Raw genomic sequence first — 20,098 nt, 5'->3', positions numbered from 1 at the left:
CGCCGGCGTCGTCTCCAAGATTATTGAGTGAACCAGATGGCTAACCAGCGCATTCGAATTCGTCTGAAGGCCTTTGATCATCGACTGATCGACCGTTCCGCGGCCGAGATCGTCGAGACTGCGAAGCGGACCGGTGCCCGAGTCAAGGGCCCGATCCCCCTGCCGACCAAGAGCGAGGCGTATACCGTCCTGGTTTCGCCGCACGTCAACAAGGACGCGCGGGACCAGTACGAGCTGCGCACGCACAAGCGACTGATGGATATCCTCGATCCGACCGACAAGACCGTGGATGCCCTGATGAAGCTGGATCTGGCTGCAGGCGTAAATGTTCAGATCAGGCTTAACTAACGTTAAATTTTCTGCCATACTATTGGGCTTTCCGTGGCCCGGCGGAATTTTCGCCGGGCCACGGCTTTAGGGCGCTTGTTAGCGCCGTCTGATACGGAAGGGGTTTTGTAATGGCTCTTGGACTCATCGGTCGCAAGCTCGGCATGTCGCGCGTCTTTACGGACGATGGCGTCTCTGTGCCGGTTACGGTGCTACAGGTGGACAACAATCGCGTGGTCCAGATCAAGCGCACCGAAGGCGACGGCTACAACGCGGTCCAGGTGACGGCGGGCTCGCGCAAGCCGTCCCGGGTAAGCAAGCCGGAGGCCGGGCACTACGCCGCGGCGTCGGTGGAGCCCGGGCGCGGTCTGTGGGAGTTTCGCGTCGACGAGACCGACCTCGAAGGCCTGGCTGCCGGTGATGCAATCACCGTCGACCGGTTCGAGGAGGGGCAGATCGTGGATGTGACCGCTCAGAGCAAGGGCAAGGGTTTCCAGGGTGCCGTGAAGCGTCACAACTTCCGCACCCAGGATGCGACCCATGGCAACTCGCTGGCGCATCGCGCTCCGGGTTCCATTGGTCAGAACCAGAGCCCGGGCCGTGTGTTCAAGGGCAAGAAGATGGCCGGGCACATGGGCGCCGAGCGCAAAACCATCCAGAACCTCAAGGTGGTGCGCGTCGACGCTGATCGCAGCCTGGTCCTGGTTCAGGGTGCCGTGCCGGGCGCGCCGAGTACCGACGTGATGATTCGTCCGGCCGTGAAGGCGAAGGGTTAAAACAATGCAAGTTACGACTGCCGATACCGGGGCCAGCGTGGAGCTGTCCGCCACCTGCTTTGAGCGGGATTTCAATGAACCGCTGGTGCATCAGAGCGTCGTCGCTCAGCTGGCCGGCGCCCGCAGCGGGACCCGTGCCCAGAAGACCCGGGCCCAGGTCAGTGGCGGCGGCATCAAGCCGTTCCGCCAGAAAGGGACTGGGCGCGCTCGCGCTGGTACGATTCGCAGCCCGCTGTGGACGGGTGGCGGCAAGGTGTTCGCTGCGCGCACTCAGGATTTCTCGCAGAAGCTGAACAAGAAGATGTACCGCGCCGCTATGGCGTCCATCCTCTCCGAACTGCTGCGGCAGGATCGCCTGAAAGTGGTCGCTGCATTCGCCGTCGAGTCGGGCAAGACCCGTGACGGCATTGCCAAGCTCGGCGAGCTCGGCCTGGAGCGGGGGCTGGTGGTGCTGGCCGAGGATGACGCGATGACCGAACGTGCGTTGAGCAACGTCCCGCACGTGGATGTGATCGATGTGAGCGGTGTCAATCCCGCCAACCTGGTCGGGGCCGATACGGTCGTGATTACGGAAGGCGCCATCCGCAAGCTTGAGGAGTGGCTGGCATGAATTCGCGTCTGATGCAGATTATTCAGGGTCCGGTGGTGTCGGAGAAGTCGACCAACGCCGGCGAAGTGGGGCAATACGTGTTCCGTGTGCTGCCGGATGCGGACAAGGCCGAGATCAAGGCCGCGATCGAGAAGCTGTTCGAGGTTCGTGTGGAGCACGTGCGCACGCTGAACCAGCAGGGCAAGAACAAGCGCTTCGGTCGCATGTTCGGGCGTCGCAACCACTGGAAAAAGGCCTATGTGGCCCTCGCTGAAGGCGAGAGCATCGACATGGGTGAAGGAGAACAGGTCTAGTCATGGCGATTATCAAGACCAATCCGACCTCTGCCGGGCGCCGTCACGCGGTGAAGATCCGTGGCGACGGTCTGCACAAGGGCGCGCCGCACGCGGCGCTGCTCGAAAAGCAGACCCGCTCGGGCGGCCGCAACAACGCTGGCCGGATTACCACGCGGCACGTCGGTGGTGGCCACAAGCAGCGCTACCGCATCGTTGACTTCAAGCGGAACAAGGATGGCGTGCCCGGCAAGGTCGAGCGGCTGGAGTATGATCCGAACCGCAGCGCTCATTTGGCGTTAGTACTGTACTCTGACGGCGAACGCCGGTACATTATTGCGCCTCGCGGGCTGAAGCAGGGTGATGCCGTGACTAGCGGCTCGCAGGCCCCGATTCGCGTGGGTAACGCGATGCCGCTGCGCTCCATTCCGGTGGGCACGGTGATTCACTGCATCGAGATGAAGCCGGGGAAGGGAGCGCAGATTGCGCGGTCCGCCGGTGCCTCGGCCCAGGTCGTGGCACGTGAAGGCGCGCACGCGACGATTCGCCTGCGCTCCGGTGAGATGCGCCGCATCCAGTCCGAGTGCCGGGCCACGATCGGCGAAGTCGGTCACAGCGAGCACAGCCTCAAGAAATTCGGGAAGGCCGGTGCCAAACGCTGGATGGGTGTCCGCCCAACCGTGCGTGGTACTGCGATGAACCCGGTCGACCACCCGCATGGTGGTGGTGAAGGTCGCAACTTCGGGCGTCACCCGGTGACCCCGTGGGGCCGCCCGACCAAGGGTTACAAGACCCGCAACAACAAACGTACCGACGGCATGATCGTGCGTCGGCGCAAGAAGTAACGGAGTGCCAGCATGCCGCGTTCACTGAAGAAAGGCCCGTTCGTCGACCATCACCTTCGCAAGAAGGTGGATGAGGCGCTCGAGAAGAACGATCGGCGTCCGATCAAGACCTGGTCGCGCCGCTCGATGATCATCCCGCAGATGGTGGGTCTCACCCTCGCGGTACACAACGGGCGTCAACATATTCCGGTGCTGGTCAACGAAAACATGGTCGGCCACAAGCTGGGCGAGTTTGCGTTGACGCGGACCTTCAAGGGTCACATCGCCAACAAGAAGTCGCGCTGAGGACGAACGATGGAGACGATTGCAAAACTGCGCTACGCGCGCATCTCGCCGCAGAAGACGCGGCTGGTCGCCGACCAGGTTCGTGGCATGCGGGTGGAAGAGGCTCTGAACGAGTTGACTTTCAGCCCCAAAAAGCCGGCAGCGATTGTAAAAAAGGTGCTGGAATCCGCGATTGCCAATGCGGAGAACAATGACGGTGCAGACATCGACGAGCTGCGCATCTCGCGCATCCAGATCGACGAAGGCCCGGTTCTCAAGCGCATGCAGGCGCGAGCCAAGGGTCGCGGCAACCGCATCATGAAGCGCACCAGCCACATTGTAGTGGGCGTGAGCGAGAAGGGAGCGAACTAACCATGGGTCAGAAAGTACATCCAACCGGCATCCGGCTGGGCATTTCTCGCCCGTGGTCGGCGACCTGGTACGCGGACGGTCGCGAGTTTGGTGAGACGCTGAACAACGACATCAAGCTGCGCACGTTTCTGCAGAAGAAACTTGCCCACGCGTCGGTCAGCCGAATCACCATCGAGCGTCCCGCCAAGGCCGCGCACATCACGATTCACACGGCACGTCCGGGGATTGTGATCGGCAAGAAGGGCGAGGACATCGAGAAGCTGCGCCGCGAAGTGGCAGCCGAGACGGGCCTGGAGCAGGGCAACGTCAAGATCAACATCGAAGAGGTGCGCAAGCCCGAGATCGAAGCCCAGCTGGTCGCGGAAGGCATCGCCCAGCAGCTTGAACGCCGGATTATGTTCCGTCGTGCGATGAAGCGCGCCGTGGGTAATGCGATGCGCCTGGGTGCCCAGGGCATCAAGGTGCACGTGGCCGGTCGTCTCAATGGCGCCGAGATCGCGCGTTCCGAGTGGTACCGCGAAGGCCGCGTGCCGCTGCACACCCTGCGTGCGGACATCGACTACGGTTTCGCCGAGGCGCGTACGACCTACGGGATCATCGGCGTCAAGGTGTGGATCTTCAAGGGCGAAGTTTTCGGCCTGGAACCGGTCGAAGGGACGCGCGCTGCGGCCAACGCGAGCTAGGACATAGACCATGTTGCAGCCAAAAAGAACCAAATTCCGCAAGCAGTTCAAGGGCCGGAACCGGGGCATGGCCTCCACCGGCGCCAAGGTCAGCTTCGGCGAGTACGGCCTTCAGGCCGTGGAACGCGGTCGCATTACCGCGCGCCAGATCGAGGCGGCGCGGCGTGCGATGGTGCGTCACATCAAGCGTGGCGGGAAGATCTGGATCCGGGTGTTCCCGGACGTCCCGGTCACCAAGAAGCCGCTTGAAGTGCGCATGGGCAAGGGCAAGGGCGGTGTCGAGTACTGGGTCTGCAAGATCCAGCCCGGCCGCGTGCTCTACGAGATGGAAGGTGTGCATGAAGACGTTGCGCGTGAGGCAATGCGTCTGGCCGCCGCCAAGCTCCCGGTCAAGACGGTGTTTACCCGTCGGCAGGTGATGTGATGAAAGCAGAAGAGCTCAGAAAGAAGTCGGACGGCGATCTGGACCAGGAGCTGGAAGCGCTCTACAAGGAACAGTTCGGCCTTCGCATGCAGAAGTCGGTCGGGCAGCTTGCGCGCCCGGATCGTGTCGGCAAGGTGCGGCGCGAGATCGCGCAGATCAAGACGCTGATGAATGAACGTAGAAGGGCAGGTTAAGACAATGACCGAAGAAGGTTCCAGGACTCAGCGTTCCGTCGTCGGGCGCGTGATTAGCGACAAGACGGACAAGACCCGCACGGTTCTTGTCGAGCGTCGCGTCCGTCATCCGCTGTACGGGAAGTTCATTCGTCGCAGCACGAAACTGCACGTCCATGACGAAGAAAATGTATCGCGCATGGGCGATCGGGTTCGTATCCGTGAATGCCGGCCGATTTCCAAGCAGAAGCATCATGCCCTGATCGAAGTGGTCGGGCAGGACGCTCTCTGAATCGGCTGCCAGGAGATAAGTCATGATTCAAATGCAGACCGTGCTCGAGGCCGCCGATAACAGCGGTGCCCGACGCATCCAGTGCATCAAGGTGCTGGGCGGGTCGCACCGCCGGTACGCCCGGGTGGGCGACGTCATCAAGGTGAGCGTCAAGGATGCGATCCCGCGTGGCAAGGTGAAGAAGGGCGATGTCTATGACGCCGTCGTGGTGCGCACGGCCGCGGGCGTGCGCCGTGCGGATGGATCGCTGATCCGCTTCGACCGCAACGCCGCGGTCCTGCTGAACAACCAGCACCAGCCGATCGGCACCCGTATCTTCGGGCCGGTGACGCGTGAACTGCGAGGGGAGAAGTACATGAAGATTATCTCCCTCGCCCCGGAAGTGCTGTGAGGACGTGATGAACAAGATTCGCAAAGGCGACGATGTCGTCGTGATTTCTGGCAAGGACAAGGGTCGCCGGGGCACCATTATCAAGGTCCTCGATGGCAAGGTTCTGGTTCAGAACATCAACATGGTGAAGAAGCATCAGAAGCCGAACCCGCAACAGGGTGTCGGCGGTGGGATCATCGAGAAGGAAATGCCGATCGATGTGTCCAACGTGATGGTCTTCAACCCAGCAACCGACAAGGGTGATCGCGTGTCGTTCAAGACCCTGGAAGACGGCCGTAAGGTGCGGGTCTTCCGCTCGAACGGCGAAGTCGTGGACGCATAACGCGGGACGGACGGTTTTATGGAACGCTTGAGAGAAGAATACGAATCCACGGTGAAGCAGGCCCTGCGCGAGCAGTTCAGCTATGCCAACGTGATGGAAATCCCGCGTGTCACCAAGGTGACCCTGAATATGGGTCTGGGTGATGCCGTTGCGGACAAGAAGGTGATCGAGCACGCGGTCAGCGACATGACGGCCATTGCCGGGCAGAAGCCGGTGGTGACCAAGGCGCGCAAGTCGATCGCCGGGTTCAAGATCCGCGATGACTATCCGATCGGCTGCAAGGTCACTTTGCGCCGGCGGCAGATGTACGAGTTCCTGGATCGCCTGATTAGCGTAGCGCTGCCGCGCGTGCGTGACTTCCGCGGGTTTTCCGCGAAAGCCTTCGATGGCCGTGGCAACTACAGCATGGGCATCAAGGAACAGATCATCTTCCCGGAGATCGATTACGACCGTGTCGACAAATTGCGCGGCATGGACATCACGATTACCACCAGTGCAAGAACGGACGCGGAAGCCAAGGCCCTTTTGGAGGCCTTCCGATTCCCGTTCCGGCAGTAACCGAGGTAGGCGCACATGGCAAAGACATCGATGCTCGAACGCGAGAAAAAGCGCGAGCGACTGGTCAACAAGTACGCGGCCAAGCGGGCCGAGCTGAAGGCGATCCTGGTCGACGAGACCAAGTCGTCCGAAGAACGCCTGGCGGCCATGCATGCGCTGCAAAAGCTGCCGCGTGATTCCGCGCGCGTTCGGCAGACGAACCGGTGCGGCGTCACCGGTCGGCCGAAAGGTTATTACCGCCGGTTTGGCCTGGGGCGCAACAAGCTGCGCGAACACGCCATGAAGGGCGAGATTCCGGGCCTGCGCAAGGCGAGCTGGTAAGGAGATTTGAACCGATGATGACCGATCCGATTTCCGACATGCTCACCCGTGTTCGCAACGCCCAGCGTGCGAACAAGGAGCAGGTCGCCATTCCTTTCAGCAAGGCCAAGGAGCGAATCCTTAAGGTCTTCGCCGATGAGGGTTTCGTAAGCGACATCCAGGTCGAGGGCGAAGTTGCCCAGAAGAAGCTGGTGGTGAAGCTGAAGTACTTCGAGGGACGGCCGGTCATCGAGACCGTCGAGCGGATCTCGCGTCCGGGCCTGCGGATTTATCGCGGCAAGGACGAGCTGCCGCGGATTAACGCCGGTCTCGGGGTTGCCGTGGTCTCCACGCCACAGGGTGTCATGAGTGACCGCGCTGCCCGGGCCGCAGGCCAGGGCGGCGAAGTCCTCTGCAAGATTTACTGAGGAATCAGCCATGTCGCGCATTGCAAATCTGCCGATCAAGCTGCCGAACGGCGTCTCCGTCGAGCAGTCGGACAGCGAGATCAAGATCAAGGGTCCGAAGGGCGAGCTACAGCTCACCTGCCCCGAAGCCGTGATCGTTACCGTCGAGGACGGGGTGGTTCGAGTGAAGGCCACGGAGAACGCGAAGAATGTCGCGTTGGCGGGTACTATTCGGGCACTCCTGGGCAATCATGTCCACGGGGTGAGCGAAGGGTTCGTCCGGGCGCTGGAGTTGGTCGGCGTCGGCTATCGCGCCCAAATGCAGGGCGCGAAGCTGAACCTGACGCTCGGGTACTCGCATCCGATCGACTTCGACATTCCGGAAGGCGTGACGGTGGAGACACCGACCCCGACCGAGGTCGTGGTCAAGGGAACGGATCGCCAGAAGGTGGGCCAGGTGGCAGCGAATATTCGCGCCTTCCGCCCGCCGGAGCCCTACAAGGGCAAGGGCGTGAAGTACAAAGACGAGCGCATCGTGCGCAAAGAAGCCAAGAAGAAGTAGGTAGGCACCAGTGGACAAGAAAGAGGCCAGACTTAAGAGGGCGCGGCGCGCACGGTTCAAGATCCGTGAGCTGGGGGTGCATCGTCTCTGTATCCACCGGACGCCGCGCCACATGTACGCGCAGATCATTGCCCCCTCGGGCGACGCGGTGCTTGCCGCGGCGTCGACCGTGGAGAAGGATCTGAAGAATGCCGGGGGTTCCACCGGCAACGCCGAGGCCGCCGCCCGCGTGGGCCAGGCCATCGCGGAGCGTGCGCGCAAAGCAGGGATCGAACAGGTCGCGTTTGACCGCGCGGGTTTTCGTTATCACGGACGGGTGAAGGCACTTGCCGACGCTGCCCGTGAAAGCGGCCTGCAGTTCTAGTCAAACGCGATCGAGCGGAGAGAGAAATGGCACGTAACGATGTAAGCGAAGCGCAGGACGGCCTCCAGGAAAAGCTGATTGGCGTCAACCGCGTTGCGAAGGTGGTCAAGGGCGGCCGGCAGTTCCGGTTTGCCGCACTGACCGTCGTCGGTGATGGCGAGGGACGAGTCGGGTACGGATACGCGAAGGCGCGCGAGGTGCCGGCGGCCATTCAGAAGGCAATGCAGCAGGCGCGCATGGAAATGCGCAATGTGTCGCTGAATGAAGGCACGCTGCACTATGCGGTGAACGGGCATCATGGCGCGGCCAATGTCTACATGCAGCCGGCCTCTGAGGGTACCGGGATCATCGCCGGCGGCGCGATGCGCGCAGTGCTCGAAGTAGCGGGCGTGCGTAACGTGCTGGCCAAGTGTGTCGGTTCGCGCAACCCCATCAACGTCGTGCAGGCGACCATCGACGGGCTCACCATGGTGAACTCGCCGGAACGGGTTGCGGCCAAGCGCGGCAAGTCCGTCGACGAAGTGAAGAGCTAAGCCATGAGCAAGCTGAAACTGACACTGGTACGCAGCACCGCCGGCCGTATCGCCACGCACAAGGCGTGCGTGCGTGGACTCGGGCTGCGCAAGACCCACAGCAGCGCGATCATCGAGGCCACGCCCGAGAACCTGGGCATGGTCAAGAAGGTCTCGTACCTGCTGAAGGTAGAGGAAGTCTAATCATGCGACTGAATAACATTTCCAGCCCCGACGGTGCCCGCAAGCCGGCCAAGCGCGTCGGTCGGGGAATTGGCTCCGGTCTGGGCAAGACCGGCGGCCGCGGCCACAAGGGTCAGAAGTCTCGCTCGGGTGGTTACACGAAGGTCGGCTTCGAAGGCGGCCAGATGCCGCTGCAGCGTCGCCTGCCGAAGGTGGGCTTCCGCTCGCGCAAGCAACAGTATTCGGCCGAAGTGCGTCTCAGCGAACTGGCCAAGGTCGACGGCGACGTGACCCTGGACACCCTGAAGGCTGCAGGCGTCGTGCGCAGCGATGCGCAGAGCGCCAAGATCTTCGCCTCCGGTGAAGTCTCGAAGGCCTGTGCCGTGAAGGGCGTGGGCGTGACCAAGGGTGCGCGGGCGGCGATCGAAGCCGCTGGCGGGAGCGTTGAGGCCTAAATAATGGCACGTGGAGCGACAGCACGTTCCGGTGGCGGGCTCACCGGTTTTACCGAGTTACGCCAACGCCTGCTGTTCGTTCTGGGTGCCCTGGTGGTGTACCGGATCGGTACCTTCATTCCGGTGCCCGGTATTAACCCGGTGGCCGTCTCGCAGTTCTTCGAACAGCAAAGCGGGACCATCCTGGACATGTTCAACATGTTTTCCGGGGGGGCGCTGGAGCGCCTGTCGATCTTTGCGCTGGGGGTGATGCCGTACATCTCGGCCGCCATCATCATGCAGCTTCTGGCCGCGACCGTACCGGCGCTCCAGCAATTGAAGAAAGAGGGCGAACAGGGACGGCGCAAGATTACGCAGTACACGCGCTACGGGACCGTGGCGCTGGCGCTGTTCCAGAGTATCGGGATCGGGATTGCCTTGAATGGTCAGACCATCCAGGGGATGCCGATGGCCCTCAACCCGGGCCCGATCTTCATCTTCACCGTTGTGGTCTCGCTGGTGACGGGGACGCTGTTCCTGATGTGGCTGGGTGAGCAGATTACGGAACGCGGCATTGGCAACGGGATCTCGATCATAATCTTCGCCGGTATCGTCGCAGGGCTTCCGGGCGCGATTGGCGGAACCCTGGAGCTGGCCCGCACCGGAGAACTGGCGGCAGCATTCGTGGTGATTCTGATCGTCCTGGCCCTGGCGGTGACCGCCTTCGTGGTGTTCGTCGAGCGCGGGCAACGCCGAGTGACGATCAATTACGCCAAACGCCAGGTGGGAAGGAAGATGGTCGGTGGCCAGTCCTCGCACCTGCCGCTGAAGCTGAACATGGCCGGGGTGATCCCGCCGATCTTCGCATCGAGTATCATTCTTTTCCCGTCGACGTTGGGGCAGTGGTTCGGCCAGGCTGAAGGGATGGACTGGCTGCGGGAGATCTCGACGACGCTGGCGCCGGGACAGCCGCTGTACGTGATGTTCTATGCGGCTGCGATTATTTTCTTCTGCTTCTTCTATACCGCGCTGGTGTTCAACTCACGCGATACGGCGGAAAATCTGAAGAAGCAGGGCGCCTTCATTCCGGGGATCCGGCCAGGTGTCCAGACCGAAAGATTCATTGACGGGGTCATGACTCGACTGACGGCGGTGGGGGCGGTGTACATCACCGCAGTGTGCCTGCTGCCGGAGTTCCTGATCCTGTATTGGAACGTGCCCTTCTACTTTGGCGGGACCTCGCTTCTGATCATCGTGATCGTGGTGATGGATTTCATGGCGCAGTTGCAGTCGCATCTGGTGTCCCACCAGTACGAAGGCTTGATGAAGAAAGCGAATCTGAAGGGTTTCGGCGGGACCGGGATCCGCTAGACCAGGAGAAAGACCATGAAGGTACGTGCATCTGTAAAGCCGATGTGCCGGAACTGCAAAGTCATTCGGCGTAATGGCGTGGTCCGGGTGATCTGTTCCGACGCCCGCCACAAGCAGCGTCAGGGCTGAAGCTTGGCGTAACGCATAATCATTGCTACTATAGCCGGCTTTGCCGGATTTTGATGGAGAAGTTGGATGGCTCGCGTCGCTGGAATCAATATTCCTGACCAGAAGCACACGGTAATCGCGCTGACCGCGATCTATGGCATTGGCCCGACTCGGGCCGGCCTGATCTGCGATGGGGCGGGTGTGCGTCGGGACATCAAGGTGCGGGATCTGACGGATGCCGAAGTGGATGCGCTGCGCGCCCAGATCGACAAGATCCCCGTTGAAGGGGATCTGCGCCGGGAAGTCAGCATGAACATCAAGCGATTGATGGATCTGGGCTGCTACCGTGGCGTGCGCCACCGTCGCGGCCTGCCGCTGCGCGGTCAGCAGACGCAGACGAATGCACGCACCCGAAAGGGCCCGCGTCGCCCGATTCGCAAGTAATCAGACTGGGATCTCAGGTACATGGCACAAGCGCAAACACGGACCAAGAAAAAGGTCCGCAAAAATATCGCCGAGGGCGTGGCTCATGTGTACGCCACGTTCAACAACACGATCATCACGATCACCGACCGGCAGGGGAACACGATCAGCTGGGCCACCTCCGGTGGTTCGGGTTTCCGTGGTTCCCGCAAGTCGACGCCGTTCGCCGCGCAGATCGCGGCCGAGCGCGCCGGGACGACTGCGGCCGAACACGGCGTGAAGAATCTCGACGTGATGGTGCGGGGCCCGGGTCCGGGTCGCGAGTCGGCGGTACGTGCGCTGAACAATGCCGGGTTCAAGATCACGAATATCAGTGATGTAACCCCGATCCCTCACAACGGCTGCCGGCCGCCCAAGAAACGCCGCGTTTAAGGCTGGAGTTGAAGAATGGCTCGTTACATTGGACCGAAATGCAAGTTGAGTCGCCGTGAAGGCGTGGACCTGGGCCTCAAGAGTGGGGTCCGTGCGCTGGAAACAAAGTGCAAGCTCGACAAGCCGCCGGGTCAGCACGGTGAACGCCGTACTCGCCTGTCGGACTACGCCGTGCAGCTGCGCGAGAAGCAGAAGCTTCGCCGCATCTACGGCGTGCTGGAAAAGCAGTTCCGCAACTATTACAAGAAGGCCGCTCAGCGCAAGGGCTCGACGGGTGAGAACTTGTTGAAGCTGCTGGAAGGTCGTCTGGATAACGTGGTGTACCGCATGGGCTTCGGCTCCACCCGCTCCGAAGCGCGCCAGCTGGTTGCGCATCGTGCGATCCAGGTGAACGGGCAGGTGGTCAACATCGCGGCCTACCAGGTGCAGCCGTCCGACGTGGTTACGGTCCGGGAGAAAGCGCGCAAGCAGGTGCGCATCCAGGACTCGATGACGCTGGCCGAGCAGACCGGGTTCCCGAGCTGGATCGAAGTGGACACCAGCAAGTTCGAGGGTACGTTCAAGGCGATCCCGGATCGTTCCGATCTGCCTGCGGACATCAACGAGTCGCTCGTCGTCGAGCTGTACTCGAAGTAATCGTTTTTCGGCCTGGCGCCAGGAGTCACAATGCAGTCGAACGAACTGGTCAAGAAACAGCAGATCGAGGTCGAGGCCGAGAATCGGAATCAGGCCAAGGTCGCCCTCGAGCCGCTGGAACGCGGCTTCGGCCACACCCTGGGCAATGCCCTGCGACGTGTGTTGCTGTCGTCCATCCCGGGTGCCGCCATTGTCGAGGCCCGGATTGAAGGCGTGCTGCACGAGTACACCACCATCGAAGGAGTACAGGAAGATGTCGTCGACATTCTGCTGAACCTGAAGGGTGTTGCGCTGCGTATGCACAGCCGCGACGAGTCCACGCTGACTCTGAGGAAGAAGGGTCCGAGCGTGGTGACGGCCGGCGACATTCAGGTCGACCATGATGTCGAGGTGGTGAACCCGGAACACGTGATCGCGACGATCACCAAGAACGTGGATCTGGACATCACTCTGACGGCTCGCGCGGGTCGCGGGTACGAACCCGTCAGCACGCGTCGGCAAGCCGAGGGTGGGGATGACACGGGTATTGGTCGACTGTTGCTGGACGCCAGCTTCAGCCCGATTCGCCGCGTGTCCTATCGCGTCGAAAGCGCGCGTCTGGCCCAGCGGACCGATATGGATCGCCTGGTGCTCGAGCTCGAAACCAATGGTGCGATCGCCCCGGATGACGCCGTGCGTCAAGCCGCGACGATCCTTCAAGGCCAGCTGGCGCCGTTCGTTGACTTGCAAGAAGAGTCGGCCGAAGTGGCGGGTGCCGTGGGTGGCGCGATCGACCCGGTGCTGCTGCGTCCGGTGGACGAGCTGGAACTGACGGTGCGTTCGGCCAACTGCCTGAAGGCCGAGAACCTGTACTACATTGGGGATCTCGTCCAGCGCACCGAGGTCGAGTTGCTGCGTGCGCCGAACCTCGGCAAGAAGTCGCTGACTGAGATCAAGGACACGCTGGCGACCCACGGGCTGTCGCTCGGCATGCGTCTCGAGAACTGGCCGCCGCCGGGTCTGCGCGACGACAACGAGTAATCACGGCGCCCCGCGCCCATCGTTTTTTAGAGGAAGCCTCTCATGCGTCATCGTCATTCCGGCCGTCAGCTTGGCCGCAACAGCTCGCACCGCAAGGCCACGTTTCAGGCCATGTCCGTGGCCCTGTTCCGGCACGAACTGATCAAGACCACGCTGCCCAAGGCGAAAGAGCTGCGTCGCGTCGCCGAACCGCTGATCACGCTGGCCAAGGAAGACAGCGTTCACGGTCGTCGGCTGGCGTTTGCCCGTCTTCGTGACAAGGAGATTGTGGGCAAGCTGTTCGCCGAACTGGGTCCGCGCTACCAGGCGCGTCCCGGTGGCTACCTGCGGATCCTGAAGTGCGGCAACCGCGCGGGTGATAATGCCCCGATGGCCTACGTTGAACTCGTGGATCGTCCGGAACTGGATGCCGGAGAAGGCGAAGCCGCCTGAGGGTTCGTCGCCAGAGGAAAGCGCGCTCGCAGGTTGAGCGCTTGGAAAGCCGGCCTTGGGCCGGCTTTCTTGCGTCTGGGTAACGGCGAATTTAGAAAGAGAGAGGGAAGCGCGGCCTGTGGGGACGGTGCGCAGGCGCGCAGCCCGTGGACATGGAAAAGGCCGCGGGTGGTTAACCGTTGGCGGCGTGAGAAGAGCTTGCGGCGGGGAGCAGCGGTGCAAGGAACTGCCCGGTGTGGCTGTGGGCCGTGGCGGCCACCGCTTCGGGGGTGCCTGCCACGAGGAGTTCACCGCCGCCGCTGCCGCCTTCCGGGCCGATGTCGATCAGCCAGTCGGCGGTCTTGATGACGTCGAGGTTGTGCTCGATCACGACGATGGTATTGCCATGGTCGCGGAGGCGGTGGAGCACGCGCAGGAGCTGGGCGATATCCTCGAAATGGAGGCCGGTGGTCGGCTCGTCGAGGATGTAGAGCGTACGACCGGTATCGCGCTTGGAGAGCTCCCGGGCGAGCTTGATGCGCTGGGCCTCGCCACCGGAAAGGGTGGTGGCATTCTGCCCCAGCTGGATGTAGGACAGGCCCACCTCCATCAGCATCTCGAGCTTGCGGTGGATCACCGGTACCGGCTGGAAGAAGTCGAGGGCCTCTTCGACGGTCATCTCCAGGACTTCGTGGATATTCTTGCCCTTGTAGCGCACGTCCAGGGTCTCGCGGTTATAGCGATGGCCCTTGCAGACGTCGCAGGGGACGAAGACGTCCGGCAGGAAGTGCATTTCCACCTTGATCACGCCATCGCCCTGGCAGGCCTCGCAGCGCCCGCCACGGACGTTGAACGAGAAGCGCCCGGGCTTGTAGCCGCGCGAGCGGGCCTCGCCGGTTGCGGCAAACAGTTCGCGTATGGGCGTAAACAGGCCGGTATAGGTGGCCGGGTTGGAGCGCGGGGTACGCCCGATCGGGCTCTGGTCGATGTCGACCACTTTGTCGATCAACTCCATCCCGTCGATGCGGTCGTGATCCTCGATGTGGTGGCGCCCGCCATGCAGGGCGGTGGCGACGGCCGGGTACAGGGTGTTGTTGACCAGGGTGGACTTGCCGGAGCCCGAGACCCCGGTCACGCAGGTGAACAGCCCGGTGGGGAAGGCGAAATCACCGCCCTTCAGGTTGTTGCCACGCGCGCCGATTACGCGGATCTCGCGCTCCGCGTCGGGCTGCGTCCGCTGGTCTGGCACCGGGATGCAGCGGGTGCCGCGCAGGTATGCGCCGGTGAGGGAATCGGGATGATTCGCGACCGCCTCCGGGGTGCCCGACGCCACAATGCGGCCGCCGTGGCGACCCGCGCCGGGCCCGATATCCACGACATAATCGGCTTGTCGGATGGCATCCTCGTCATGCTCCACCACGATGACCGTGTTGCCGAGGTCGCGCAGGTGGCTCAGGGTCTTCAGCAGGCGTGCGTTGTCGCGCTGGTGCAGCCCGATTGATGGCTCGTCGAGGATGTACATCACCCCGACCAGGGCCGAGCCGATCTGCGAGGCCAGGCGGATACGCTGGGCCTCGCCGCCGGAAAGCGTGTCGGCGGAGCGGTCCAGGGTCAGGTAGTCGAGGCCGACATCGTTGAGGAACCCCAGGCGCGCGGAGATCTCGCGCACGATCTTCTCGGCGATCTGGGCGAAGCGTCCCGGCAGGCGGAGGTCGTCGAAAAAGGCCTGCGCGTTGGCCACGCTCATGTGCGTGACCTCGGGCAGGGTCATGTCGCTGACAAAGACGTTGCGTGCGGCCGAGTTGAGGCGCGTGCCGTGGCAGTCGGGGCAGGGCTGTTCCGCCTGGTAGCGGCCCAGTTCCTCGCGCACTGCCGCGGAGTCGGTCTCGCGGTAGCGCCGCTCCAGGTTCGGGATCACACCCTCGAACACGCGTTCGTCGGTGCGCAGTTGGCCGTTGGCGGCCGGGGTCGACAGCTTGACCTTCTCCGTGCCCGAACCATGCAGGACCACCGCACGGACCTCGGCCGGCAATTCCTGCCAGGGGGCCTCCACGTCGAAGTCGTAATGCCGGGCGAGACTGGTCAGCAGGCTGAAGTACCAGGCGTTGCGCCGATCCCAGCCCCGTACGGCCCCGCCACCGAGGCTTAGCTCGGGCTGCGACACGACCCGTTCGGGGTCGAAGAACTGGTGCACACCGAGGCCGTCGCAGGTGGGGCAGGCGCCTGCCGGGTTGTTGAACGAGAACAGCCGGGGCTCCAGCTCGCGCAGGGCATAGCCGCAAATCGGACAGGCGTAGCGCGCCGAGAAGATCATCGGCTCGCGTTCCGGCTCGTCCATCCACGCGATCAGCGCCAGGCCATCGGCCAGTTCGGTGGCGGTTTCGAAGGACTCGGCCAGGCGCTGGCGCAGGTCCTCGCGCACGCGGAAGCGGTCGATTACGATCTCGATGTTGTGCTTGCGCTTGGGGTCCAGCGCCGGGAGGGCGTCGAGGTCGTGGATCTCGCCATTGATACGCGCGCGCAGGTAGCCCTGGGAGCGCATGGCCTCGAGCATCTTGTGGTGTTCGCCCTTGCGGCCGCGGACCACGGGCGACAGCAGCATGACCTTGTCGCCCTCCGGCAGATCGAGTACCTGGTCGACCATCTGCGAGATGGTCTGGGCGGCCAGGGTCTCGCCGTGTTCCGGGCAGCGCGGCTCGCCGGCGCGCGCGAACAGCAGGCGCAGGTAGTCGTAGATCTCGGTGATGGTCCCGACGGTGGAGCGCGGGTTGTGCGAGGTGCTCTTCTGCTCGATGGAGATCGCCGGCGACAGACCCTCGATCTGGTCGACGTCGGGCTTTTCCATCATCGAAAGGAACTGCCGGGCGTAGGTCGACAGGCTCTCCACGTAGCGGCGCTGGCCCTCGGCGAACAGGGTGTCGAAGGCCAGCGAGGATTTGCCCGAACCGGAAACGCCGGTAATCACGATCAGCCGTTCGCGCGGCAGGTCGAGGTCCACGTTCTTCAGGTTATGGGTGCGGGCGCCGCGAATGCTGATGCTGTCCATGGGGCTGGATCGACTCCACTGGGTTACGTCGCGCGGCGCGCTAGCGAAAACACGGATCAGTGTTTCCATTGGGGCGCCGCAAACCATCCATGGTAACACCCGGGCCGCGCTCGCCATGGTTTCCCCGCCGCGCTTGCCGGTAAACTCCCCGGACATGAAGAGCTCTTCTTGCCTGCGTCGGTCCCGGACGCCATGAATCCCCGCGAGCTGCGCGCCACCACTGGGCTGGCGGCGATTTATGGCGTGCGCATGGCCGGCCTGTTCATGGTCCTGCCGGTGTTCATGCTGCATGCCGACCGTATCCCCGGCGCAACCCCGCTGCTGATGGGCCTGGCGCTCGGGATCTACGGACTCACCCAGGCCGTGCTGCAGATCCCGTTCGGTCTCTTGTCGGACCGGGTCGGCCGCAAGCCGCTGATCCTCGCCGGGCTGTTGCTGTTCGTTGCTGGCAGTGTGCTCGCCGCGGTAGCCGAGACCATCCACGGCATCATCCTCGGGCGTGCCCTGCAGGGGGCGGGTGCGGTGGCAGCGGTGATCCTGGCCCTGACAGCGGACCTGGTCGGCGAGGAACGGCGTATGCGGGCCCTCGCCGTGATCGGGCTGACCATCGGCCTGACCTTCACCGCAGCGATGGCCCTGGGCCCGGTGGTGGACCAGGCGGCGGGATTGTCCGGGATCTTCGGCCTGTCGGCATTGCTCGGGCTGGTTGCGATCGTGATCCTGTTCCTTTGGGTGCCAACCCCGGCACGGGCGCGGGCACACCCGGACATGGTGCCGGTCTGGTCGGCACTGCCCCGCGTGCTGCGCGCCCCGGACCTGTTGCGCCTGAACCTCGGCATCTTCGTGCTGCACCTGGTCCTGGCCGCGAACTTTCTGGTTATCCCGGTGCTGCTGGTGGAGACGCTCGGGCTAGCGGGTGCCAGCCACTGGAAGTTCTATGTGCCGGTGCTGCTGGCGGGGTTCGCGCTGATGCTCCCGGGGATCATCTTCGGCGAGCGCCGCCGGCGCGTGCACAGCGTGTTGCGCGGGGCGATCGCCCTGCTGGCCGGGGTGCAGATCCTGCTGGCCCTGCTGGTGCTCGACGGCGGCGGTCTGTGGACGCTGGCGGCGCTGATGGTCCTGTTCTTTGCCGCCTTCAACCTGCTTGAGGCGGGACTGCCGTCGCTGATTGCGCGCGTGGCGCCGGTCGCCCACAAGGGCACGGCGATGGGCGGCTTTGCCACCGCGCAGTTCCTTGGGATCTTCGCCGGCGGCGTGCTGGGAGGTGTCCTGCTGACACTGGTCGGGCCGGTCGGGGTGTTCCTTGCTGGGGTGCCGTTGCTGCTGGCCTGGTGGTGGATCGCCCGCGGGATGCATCCGCGCTACCGGTCGAACCGGGTGGTCGCGGTACCCGACCACTGGTCCGGTCGTGACGCGGAACTGCTGCGGGCGCTTGCCGCATGGCCCGGCGTGCACGAGGCGGACCTGTCACCGGATGCCGGTTCCTTGTACCTGAAGGTGGAGCCAGGAGGCCCGGACACCCCCGAGCTGACAGCCTGGTTGGCGCGCAAGCCAGGCGCGTAGAACGCGCGCAATGCCTCCCCGACTGGCCGCGCGAATCTGTCCACATCCCGGACCGGTGCACTGTCGCGGCCGGGGTGGGCTGCTACACTACCGAATCTGTTTCTCCATGCTGGACACAAGGAGGCCCCATGGCCCGCGGCGTCAACAAAGTCATCCTGCTCGGCAACCTCGGGGCCGACCCGGAAAAGCGCGAGACCCCGAACGGGGTTACCGTCACCAATCTGCGTCTGGCGACGTCGGAGCAGTGGACCGACAAGAACTCCGGCGAGAAGCGCGAGAACACCGAATGGCACCGGGTGGTGATGTTCGGGCGCCTGGCAGATATCGCCGCGCAGTACCTGTCCAAGGGCTCGCAGGTCTATGTCGAAGGCAAGATCCAGACCCGCAAATGGCAGGACCAATCCGGTAACGATCGTTACAGCACCGAGGTCGTGGCCAACGAGATGCAGCTGATCGGCGGCCGCGGTGGCAGTGGCGGCGGTGGTGGCGGTTTCGACCAGGACCCGGGTTATGGCGGCGGCAATGCCTACGGCGGCGGTGGCCAGCAAGGCGGCAACCGCAGCAACGCGCCGGCCTCCGGCGGCGGCTTCGATGACGACGACGTCCCGTTTTAACGTCCATATAAGCCACTGTTCACCCACTAGCGAAGTACCGAGAGCATGATCCGCAAGGTCTACATCCAGACGCACGGCTGTCAGATGAACGAGTACGACTCCGATCGCATGCTCGACGCACTGCGTGAGCTGCACGGGGCGGAGCGTACCGATGATCCGGAGCAGGCCGACCTGCTGCTGATGAACACCTGCTCCATTCGCGAGAAGGCGCAGGAGAAGGTCTTCTCGCTACTGGGGCGCTGGCGGCAGATCAAGGAACGCCGGCCGGAGGTGATCATCGGTGTGGGCGGTTGTGTTGCCAGTCAGGAGGGCGATGCCCTGCGCGCCCGGGCCCCGTACGTGGATCTGGTGTTCGGCCCGCAGACCCTGCACCGCCTGCCGGCCATGATCCAGTCGGTGCGCCGTGAGCGCGCCCCGGTGGTGGATATCTCCTTCCCCGAGATCGAGAAATTCGACCGCCTGCCGGAGCCGAAGGCCGACGGTCCGAGTGCGTTCGTCTCGGTGATGGAAGGCTGCTCCAAGTACTGCAGCTTCTGCGTGGTGCCCTACACGCGCGGCGACGAGATCAGCCGCCCGTTCGACGACGTGATTGCCGAGGTGGTCGCGCTGGCCGCGCAGGGGGTCAGGGAGATCAACCTGCTGGGGCAGAACGTGAATGCCTACCGCGGGCCGATGGATGACGGCGACACTGCGGACCTGGCCCTGCTGATCCACTATGTTGCGGCGGTCGACGGGATCGAGCGCATCCGCTTCACTACCTCGCACCCGGTGGAGTTTTCCGATTCGCTGATCCAAGCCTTTGCCGACGAACCGAAGCTGGTCAGTCACCTGCACCTGCCGGTGCAAAGCGGCTCCGACCGCATCCTGGCGCAGATGAAGCGCGGTCACACGATCCTGGAATACAAGTCCAAGATCCGCCGCCTGCGCGAGGCGCGCCCGGACCTGGATCTCTCCTCGGACTTCATCGTCGGCTTCCCCGGCGAGACCGACGCCGACCACGCCGCGACGATGAAGCTGATCGAGGAGCTGCATTTTGATTTCTCCTTCAGCTTTATCTACAGCGCGCGTCCGGGCACCCCGGCCGCATCGCTGCCGGATGACGTGCCGATGGCGACCAAGAAGGCCCGTCTGGCCGAGTTGCAGGCCCTGATCGAGCAGAACGGCCGCGCGCGAAACGAGTCCATGGTGGGCAACATCGAGCCGGTACTGGTAGAAGGTCCGGCCAAGCGCAACCCCGGCGAACTGGCCGCGCGCACGGCGAACAACCGCATCGTCAACTTCGCCGGGGACCCCGGCCTGATCGGGCAGTTGATCCCGGTCGAGATTACCGAGGCCCTGGCACATTCCCTGCGCGGGCGCACGGTGGAGCGGACAATGCCCGCCGCCGTCGGCGCCTAGGGAAA

32 protein-coding genes are annotated in these 20,098 nt (G+C 63.6%); 31 read left to right on the top strand and 1 reads right to left on the bottom strand.

Going from position 1 to position 20,098, the window contains the following annotated elements; translation table 11 throughout:
• Window positions 1-36: 36 nt before the first annotated feature.
• From rpsJ to rplQ, 28 genes are all read left to right on the top strand, one after another.
• On the top strand, window positions 37-348 hold the full coding sequence (gene rpsJ / locus B0684_RS12565; protein WP_017941070.1) for a 30S ribosomal protein S10: 312 nt from the start codon (window positions 37-39) through the stop codon (window positions 346-348).
• A gap of 110 nt (window positions 349-458) precedes the next feature.
• Complete coding sequence (gene rplC, locus B0684_RS12560; protein WP_018146460.1) at window positions 459-1,103, top strand: 50S ribosomal protein L3; 645 nt, start codon at window positions 459-461, stop codon at window positions 1,101-1,103.
• Window positions 1,104-1,107: 4 nt separating this feature from the next.
• Entirely contained in the window at window positions 1,108-1,713 is a 606-nt protein-coding gene (rplD, locus tag B0684_RS12555) for a 50S ribosomal protein L4 (protein WP_018168211.1), read from the top strand.
• Entirely contained in the window at window positions 1,710-2,006 is a 297-nt protein-coding gene (gene rplW / locus B0684_RS12550) for a 50S ribosomal protein L23 (protein WP_018146458.1), read from the top strand. The genes rplD and rplW overlap by 4 nt, the downstream gene beginning before the upstream one ends.
• Before the next feature lie 2 nt (window positions 2,007-2,008).
• The gene (rplB, locus tag B0684_RS12545) at window positions 2,009-2,830 is read left to right on the top strand and encodes a 50S ribosomal protein L2 (protein WP_018146457.1); all 822 of its coding nucleotides are present in this window, start codon (window positions 2,009-2,011) and stop codon (window positions 2,828-2,830) included.
• A 12-nt stretch (window positions 2,831-2,842) separates the two neighbouring features.
• Complete coding sequence (rpsS, locus tag B0684_RS12540; protein WP_018146456.1) at window positions 2,843-3,115, top strand: 30S ribosomal protein S19; 273 nt, start codon at window positions 2,843-2,845, stop codon at window positions 3,113-3,115.
• Between the two features lie 9 nt (window positions 3,116-3,124).
• A complete protein-coding gene (rplV, locus tag B0684_RS12535; protein ID WP_018146455.1) occupies window positions 3,125-3,466 on the top strand; it encodes a 50S ribosomal protein L22 in 342 nt (113 codons plus the stop codon).
• A 2-nt stretch (window positions 3,467-3,468) separates the two neighbouring features.
• Window positions 3,469-4,149, top strand: coding sequence for a 30S ribosomal protein S3 (gene rpsC, locus B0684_RS12530; protein WP_018146454.1), 681 nt, complete (start codon window positions 3,469-3,471; stop codon window positions 4,147-4,149).
• Between the two features lie 10 nt (window positions 4,150-4,159).
• Window positions 4,160-4,573 carry a 50S ribosomal protein L16 gene (gene rplP, locus B0684_RS12525; protein ID WP_017941078.1) on the top strand — a complete coding sequence of 138 codons (414 nt, stop codon included), beginning with the start codon at window positions 4,160-4,162 and terminating at the stop codon, window positions 4,571-4,573.
• On the top strand, window positions 4,573-4,767 hold the full coding sequence (gene rpmC, locus B0684_RS12520; RefSeq protein ID WP_018168209.1) for a 50S ribosomal protein L29: 195 nt from the start codon (window positions 4,573-4,575) through the stop codon (window positions 4,765-4,767). Before rplP ends, rpmC begins: the two co-directional genes overlap by 1 nt.
• 4 nt (window positions 4,768-4,771) lie before the next feature.
• On the top strand, window positions 4,772-5,038 hold the full coding sequence (gene rpsQ, locus B0684_RS12515) for a 30S ribosomal protein S17 (RefSeq protein WP_018146452.1): 267 nt from the start codon (window positions 4,772-4,774) through the stop codon (window positions 5,036-5,038).
• Between the two features lie 22 nt (window positions 5,039-5,060).
• Window positions 5,061-5,429: a 50S ribosomal protein L14 gene (gene rplN / locus B0684_RS12510; protein ID WP_018146451.1), complete on the top strand. Its 369-nt coding sequence runs from the start codon at window positions 5,061-5,063 to the stop codon at window positions 5,427-5,429.
• A 7-nt stretch (window positions 5,430-5,436) separates the two neighbouring features.
• Entirely contained in the window at window positions 5,437-5,751 is a 315-nt protein-coding gene (gene rplX / locus B0684_RS12505; protein WP_018146450.1) for a 50S ribosomal protein L24, read from the top strand.
• Window positions 5,752-5,769: 18 nt separating this feature from the next.
• Window positions 5,770-6,309, top strand: a complete 540-nt coding sequence (gene rplE, locus B0684_RS12500) for a 50S ribosomal protein L5 (RefSeq protein WP_018146449.1) — start codon at window positions 5,770-5,772, stop codon at window positions 6,307-6,309.
• 15 nt (window positions 6,310-6,324) lie between these two features.
• The gene (gene rpsN / locus B0684_RS12495; protein WP_019563614.1) at window positions 6,325-6,630 is read left to right on the top strand and encodes a 30S ribosomal protein S14; all 306 of its coding nucleotides are present in this window, start codon (window positions 6,325-6,327) and stop codon (window positions 6,628-6,630) included.
• 14 nt (window positions 6,631-6,644) lie between these two features.
• A complete protein-coding gene (rpsH, locus tag B0684_RS12490; protein WP_018650508.1) occupies window positions 6,645-7,037 on the top strand; it encodes a 30S ribosomal protein S8 in 393 nt (130 codons plus the stop codon).
• Between the two features lie 10 nt (window positions 7,038-7,047).
• On the top strand, window positions 7,048-7,578 hold the full coding sequence (gene rplF, locus B0684_RS12485) for a 50S ribosomal protein L6 (protein ID WP_018146446.1): 531 nt from the start codon (window positions 7,048-7,050) through the stop codon (window positions 7,576-7,578).
• 10 nt (window positions 7,579-7,588) lie between these two features.
• Entirely contained in the window at window positions 7,589-7,942 is a 354-nt protein-coding gene (rplR, locus tag B0684_RS12480; protein WP_018168206.1) for a 50S ribosomal protein L18, read from the top strand.
• Between the two features lie 26 nt (window positions 7,943-7,968).
• The gene (gene rpsE / locus B0684_RS12475; protein ID WP_018146444.1) at window positions 7,969-8,475 is read left to right on the top strand and encodes a 30S ribosomal protein S5; all 507 of its coding nucleotides are present in this window, start codon (window positions 7,969-7,971) and stop codon (window positions 8,473-8,475) included.
• Between the two features lie 3 nt (window positions 8,476-8,478).
• The gene (gene rpmD, locus B0684_RS12470; protein WP_018146443.1) at window positions 8,479-8,658 is read left to right on the top strand and encodes a 50S ribosomal protein L30; all 180 of its coding nucleotides are present in this window, start codon (window positions 8,479-8,481) and stop codon (window positions 8,656-8,658) included.
• Between the two features lie 2 nt (window positions 8,659-8,660).
• A complete protein-coding gene (rplO, locus tag B0684_RS12465; protein WP_018146442.1) occupies window positions 8,661-9,092 on the top strand; it encodes a 50S ribosomal protein L15 in 432 nt (143 codons plus the stop codon).
• A gap of 3 nt (window positions 9,093-9,095) precedes the next feature.
• Window positions 9,096-10,442 carry a preprotein translocase subunit SecY gene (secY, locus tag B0684_RS12460; RefSeq protein WP_018146441.1) on the top strand — a complete coding sequence of 449 codons (1,347 nt, stop codon included), beginning with the start codon at window positions 9,096-9,098 and terminating at the stop codon, window positions 10,440-10,442.
• 15 nt (window positions 10,443-10,457) lie between these two features.
• Entirely contained in the window at window positions 10,458-10,571 is a 114-nt protein-coding gene (gene rpmJ, locus B0684_RS12455; protein ID WP_077277041.1) for a 50S ribosomal protein L36, read from the top strand.
• Between the two features lie 66 nt (window positions 10,572-10,637).
• Window positions 10,638-10,994 (top strand): 30S ribosomal protein S13, encoded by a 357-nt coding sequence (rpsM, locus tag B0684_RS12450; RefSeq protein WP_018139891.1) that lies wholly within the window; start codon window positions 10,638-10,640, stop codon window positions 10,992-10,994.
• A gap of 21 nt (window positions 10,995-11,015) precedes the next feature.
• Window positions 11,016-11,405, top strand: a complete 390-nt coding sequence (gene rpsK / locus B0684_RS12445; protein ID WP_017941093.1) for a 30S ribosomal protein S11 — start codon at window positions 11,016-11,018, stop codon at window positions 11,403-11,405.
• Window positions 11,406-11,420: 15 nt separating this feature from the next.
• Window positions 11,421-12,041: a 30S ribosomal protein S4 gene (gene rpsD / locus B0684_RS12440; protein WP_018146440.1), complete on the top strand. Its 621-nt coding sequence runs from the start codon at window positions 11,421-11,423 to the stop codon at window positions 12,039-12,041.
• Between the two features lie 30 nt (window positions 12,042-12,071).
• Window positions 12,072-13,061: a DNA-directed RNA polymerase subunit alpha gene (locus B0684_RS12435; protein ID WP_018168204.1), complete on the top strand. Its 990-nt coding sequence runs from the start codon at window positions 12,072-12,074 to the stop codon at window positions 13,059-13,061.
• A 42-nt stretch (window positions 13,062-13,103) separates the two neighbouring features.
• A complete protein-coding gene (gene rplQ / locus B0684_RS12430) occupies window positions 13,104-13,493 on the top strand; it encodes a 50S ribosomal protein L17 (protein ID WP_018146438.1) in 390 nt (129 codons plus the stop codon).
• Window positions 13,494-13,665: 172 nt separating this feature from the next.
• Here rplQ and uvrA read toward each other — a convergent pair whose 3' ends face one another.
• On the bottom strand, window positions 13,666-16,518 hold the full coding sequence (gene uvrA / locus B0684_RS12425; protein ID WP_018650507.1) for an excinuclease ABC subunit UvrA: 2,853 nt from the start codon (window positions 16,516-16,518) through the stop codon (window positions 13,666-13,668).
• Between the two features lie 192 nt (window positions 16,519-16,710).
• Here uvrA and B0684_RS12420 point away from each other — a divergent pair, with 192 nt between their 5' ends.
• From B0684_RS12420 to miaB, 3 genes are all read left to right on the top strand, one after another.
• Window positions 16,711-18,081, top strand: a complete 1,371-nt coding sequence (locus B0684_RS12420; protein WP_018650506.1) for an MFS transporter — start codon at window positions 16,711-16,713, stop codon at window positions 18,079-18,081.
• Between the two features lie 128 nt (window positions 18,082-18,209).
• Entirely contained in the window at window positions 18,210-18,695 is a 486-nt protein-coding gene (gene ssb, locus B0684_RS12415) for a single-stranded DNA-binding protein (RefSeq protein ID WP_018146435.1), read from the top strand.
• A gap of 45 nt (window positions 18,696-18,740) precedes the next feature.
• Window positions 18,741-20,093 (top strand): tRNA (N6-isopentenyl adenosine(37)-C2)-methylthiotransferase MiaB, encoded by a 1,353-nt coding sequence (gene miaB, locus B0684_RS12410; protein ID WP_018168201.1) that lies wholly within the window; start codon window positions 18,741-18,743, stop codon window positions 20,091-20,093.
• Window positions 20,094-20,098 lie beyond the last annotated feature (5 nt).

Origin of the sequence: Thioalkalivibrio versutus (genome assembly GCF_001999325.1) — a bacterium.
In the GTDB taxonomy this organism is placed as follows: Bacteria; Pseudomonadota; Gammaproteobacteria; order Ectothiorhodospirales; family Ectothiorhodospiraceae; genus Thioalkalivibrio; species Thioalkalivibrio versutus.
This window is presented reverse-complemented; position numbering and strand designations above follow the sequence as displayed.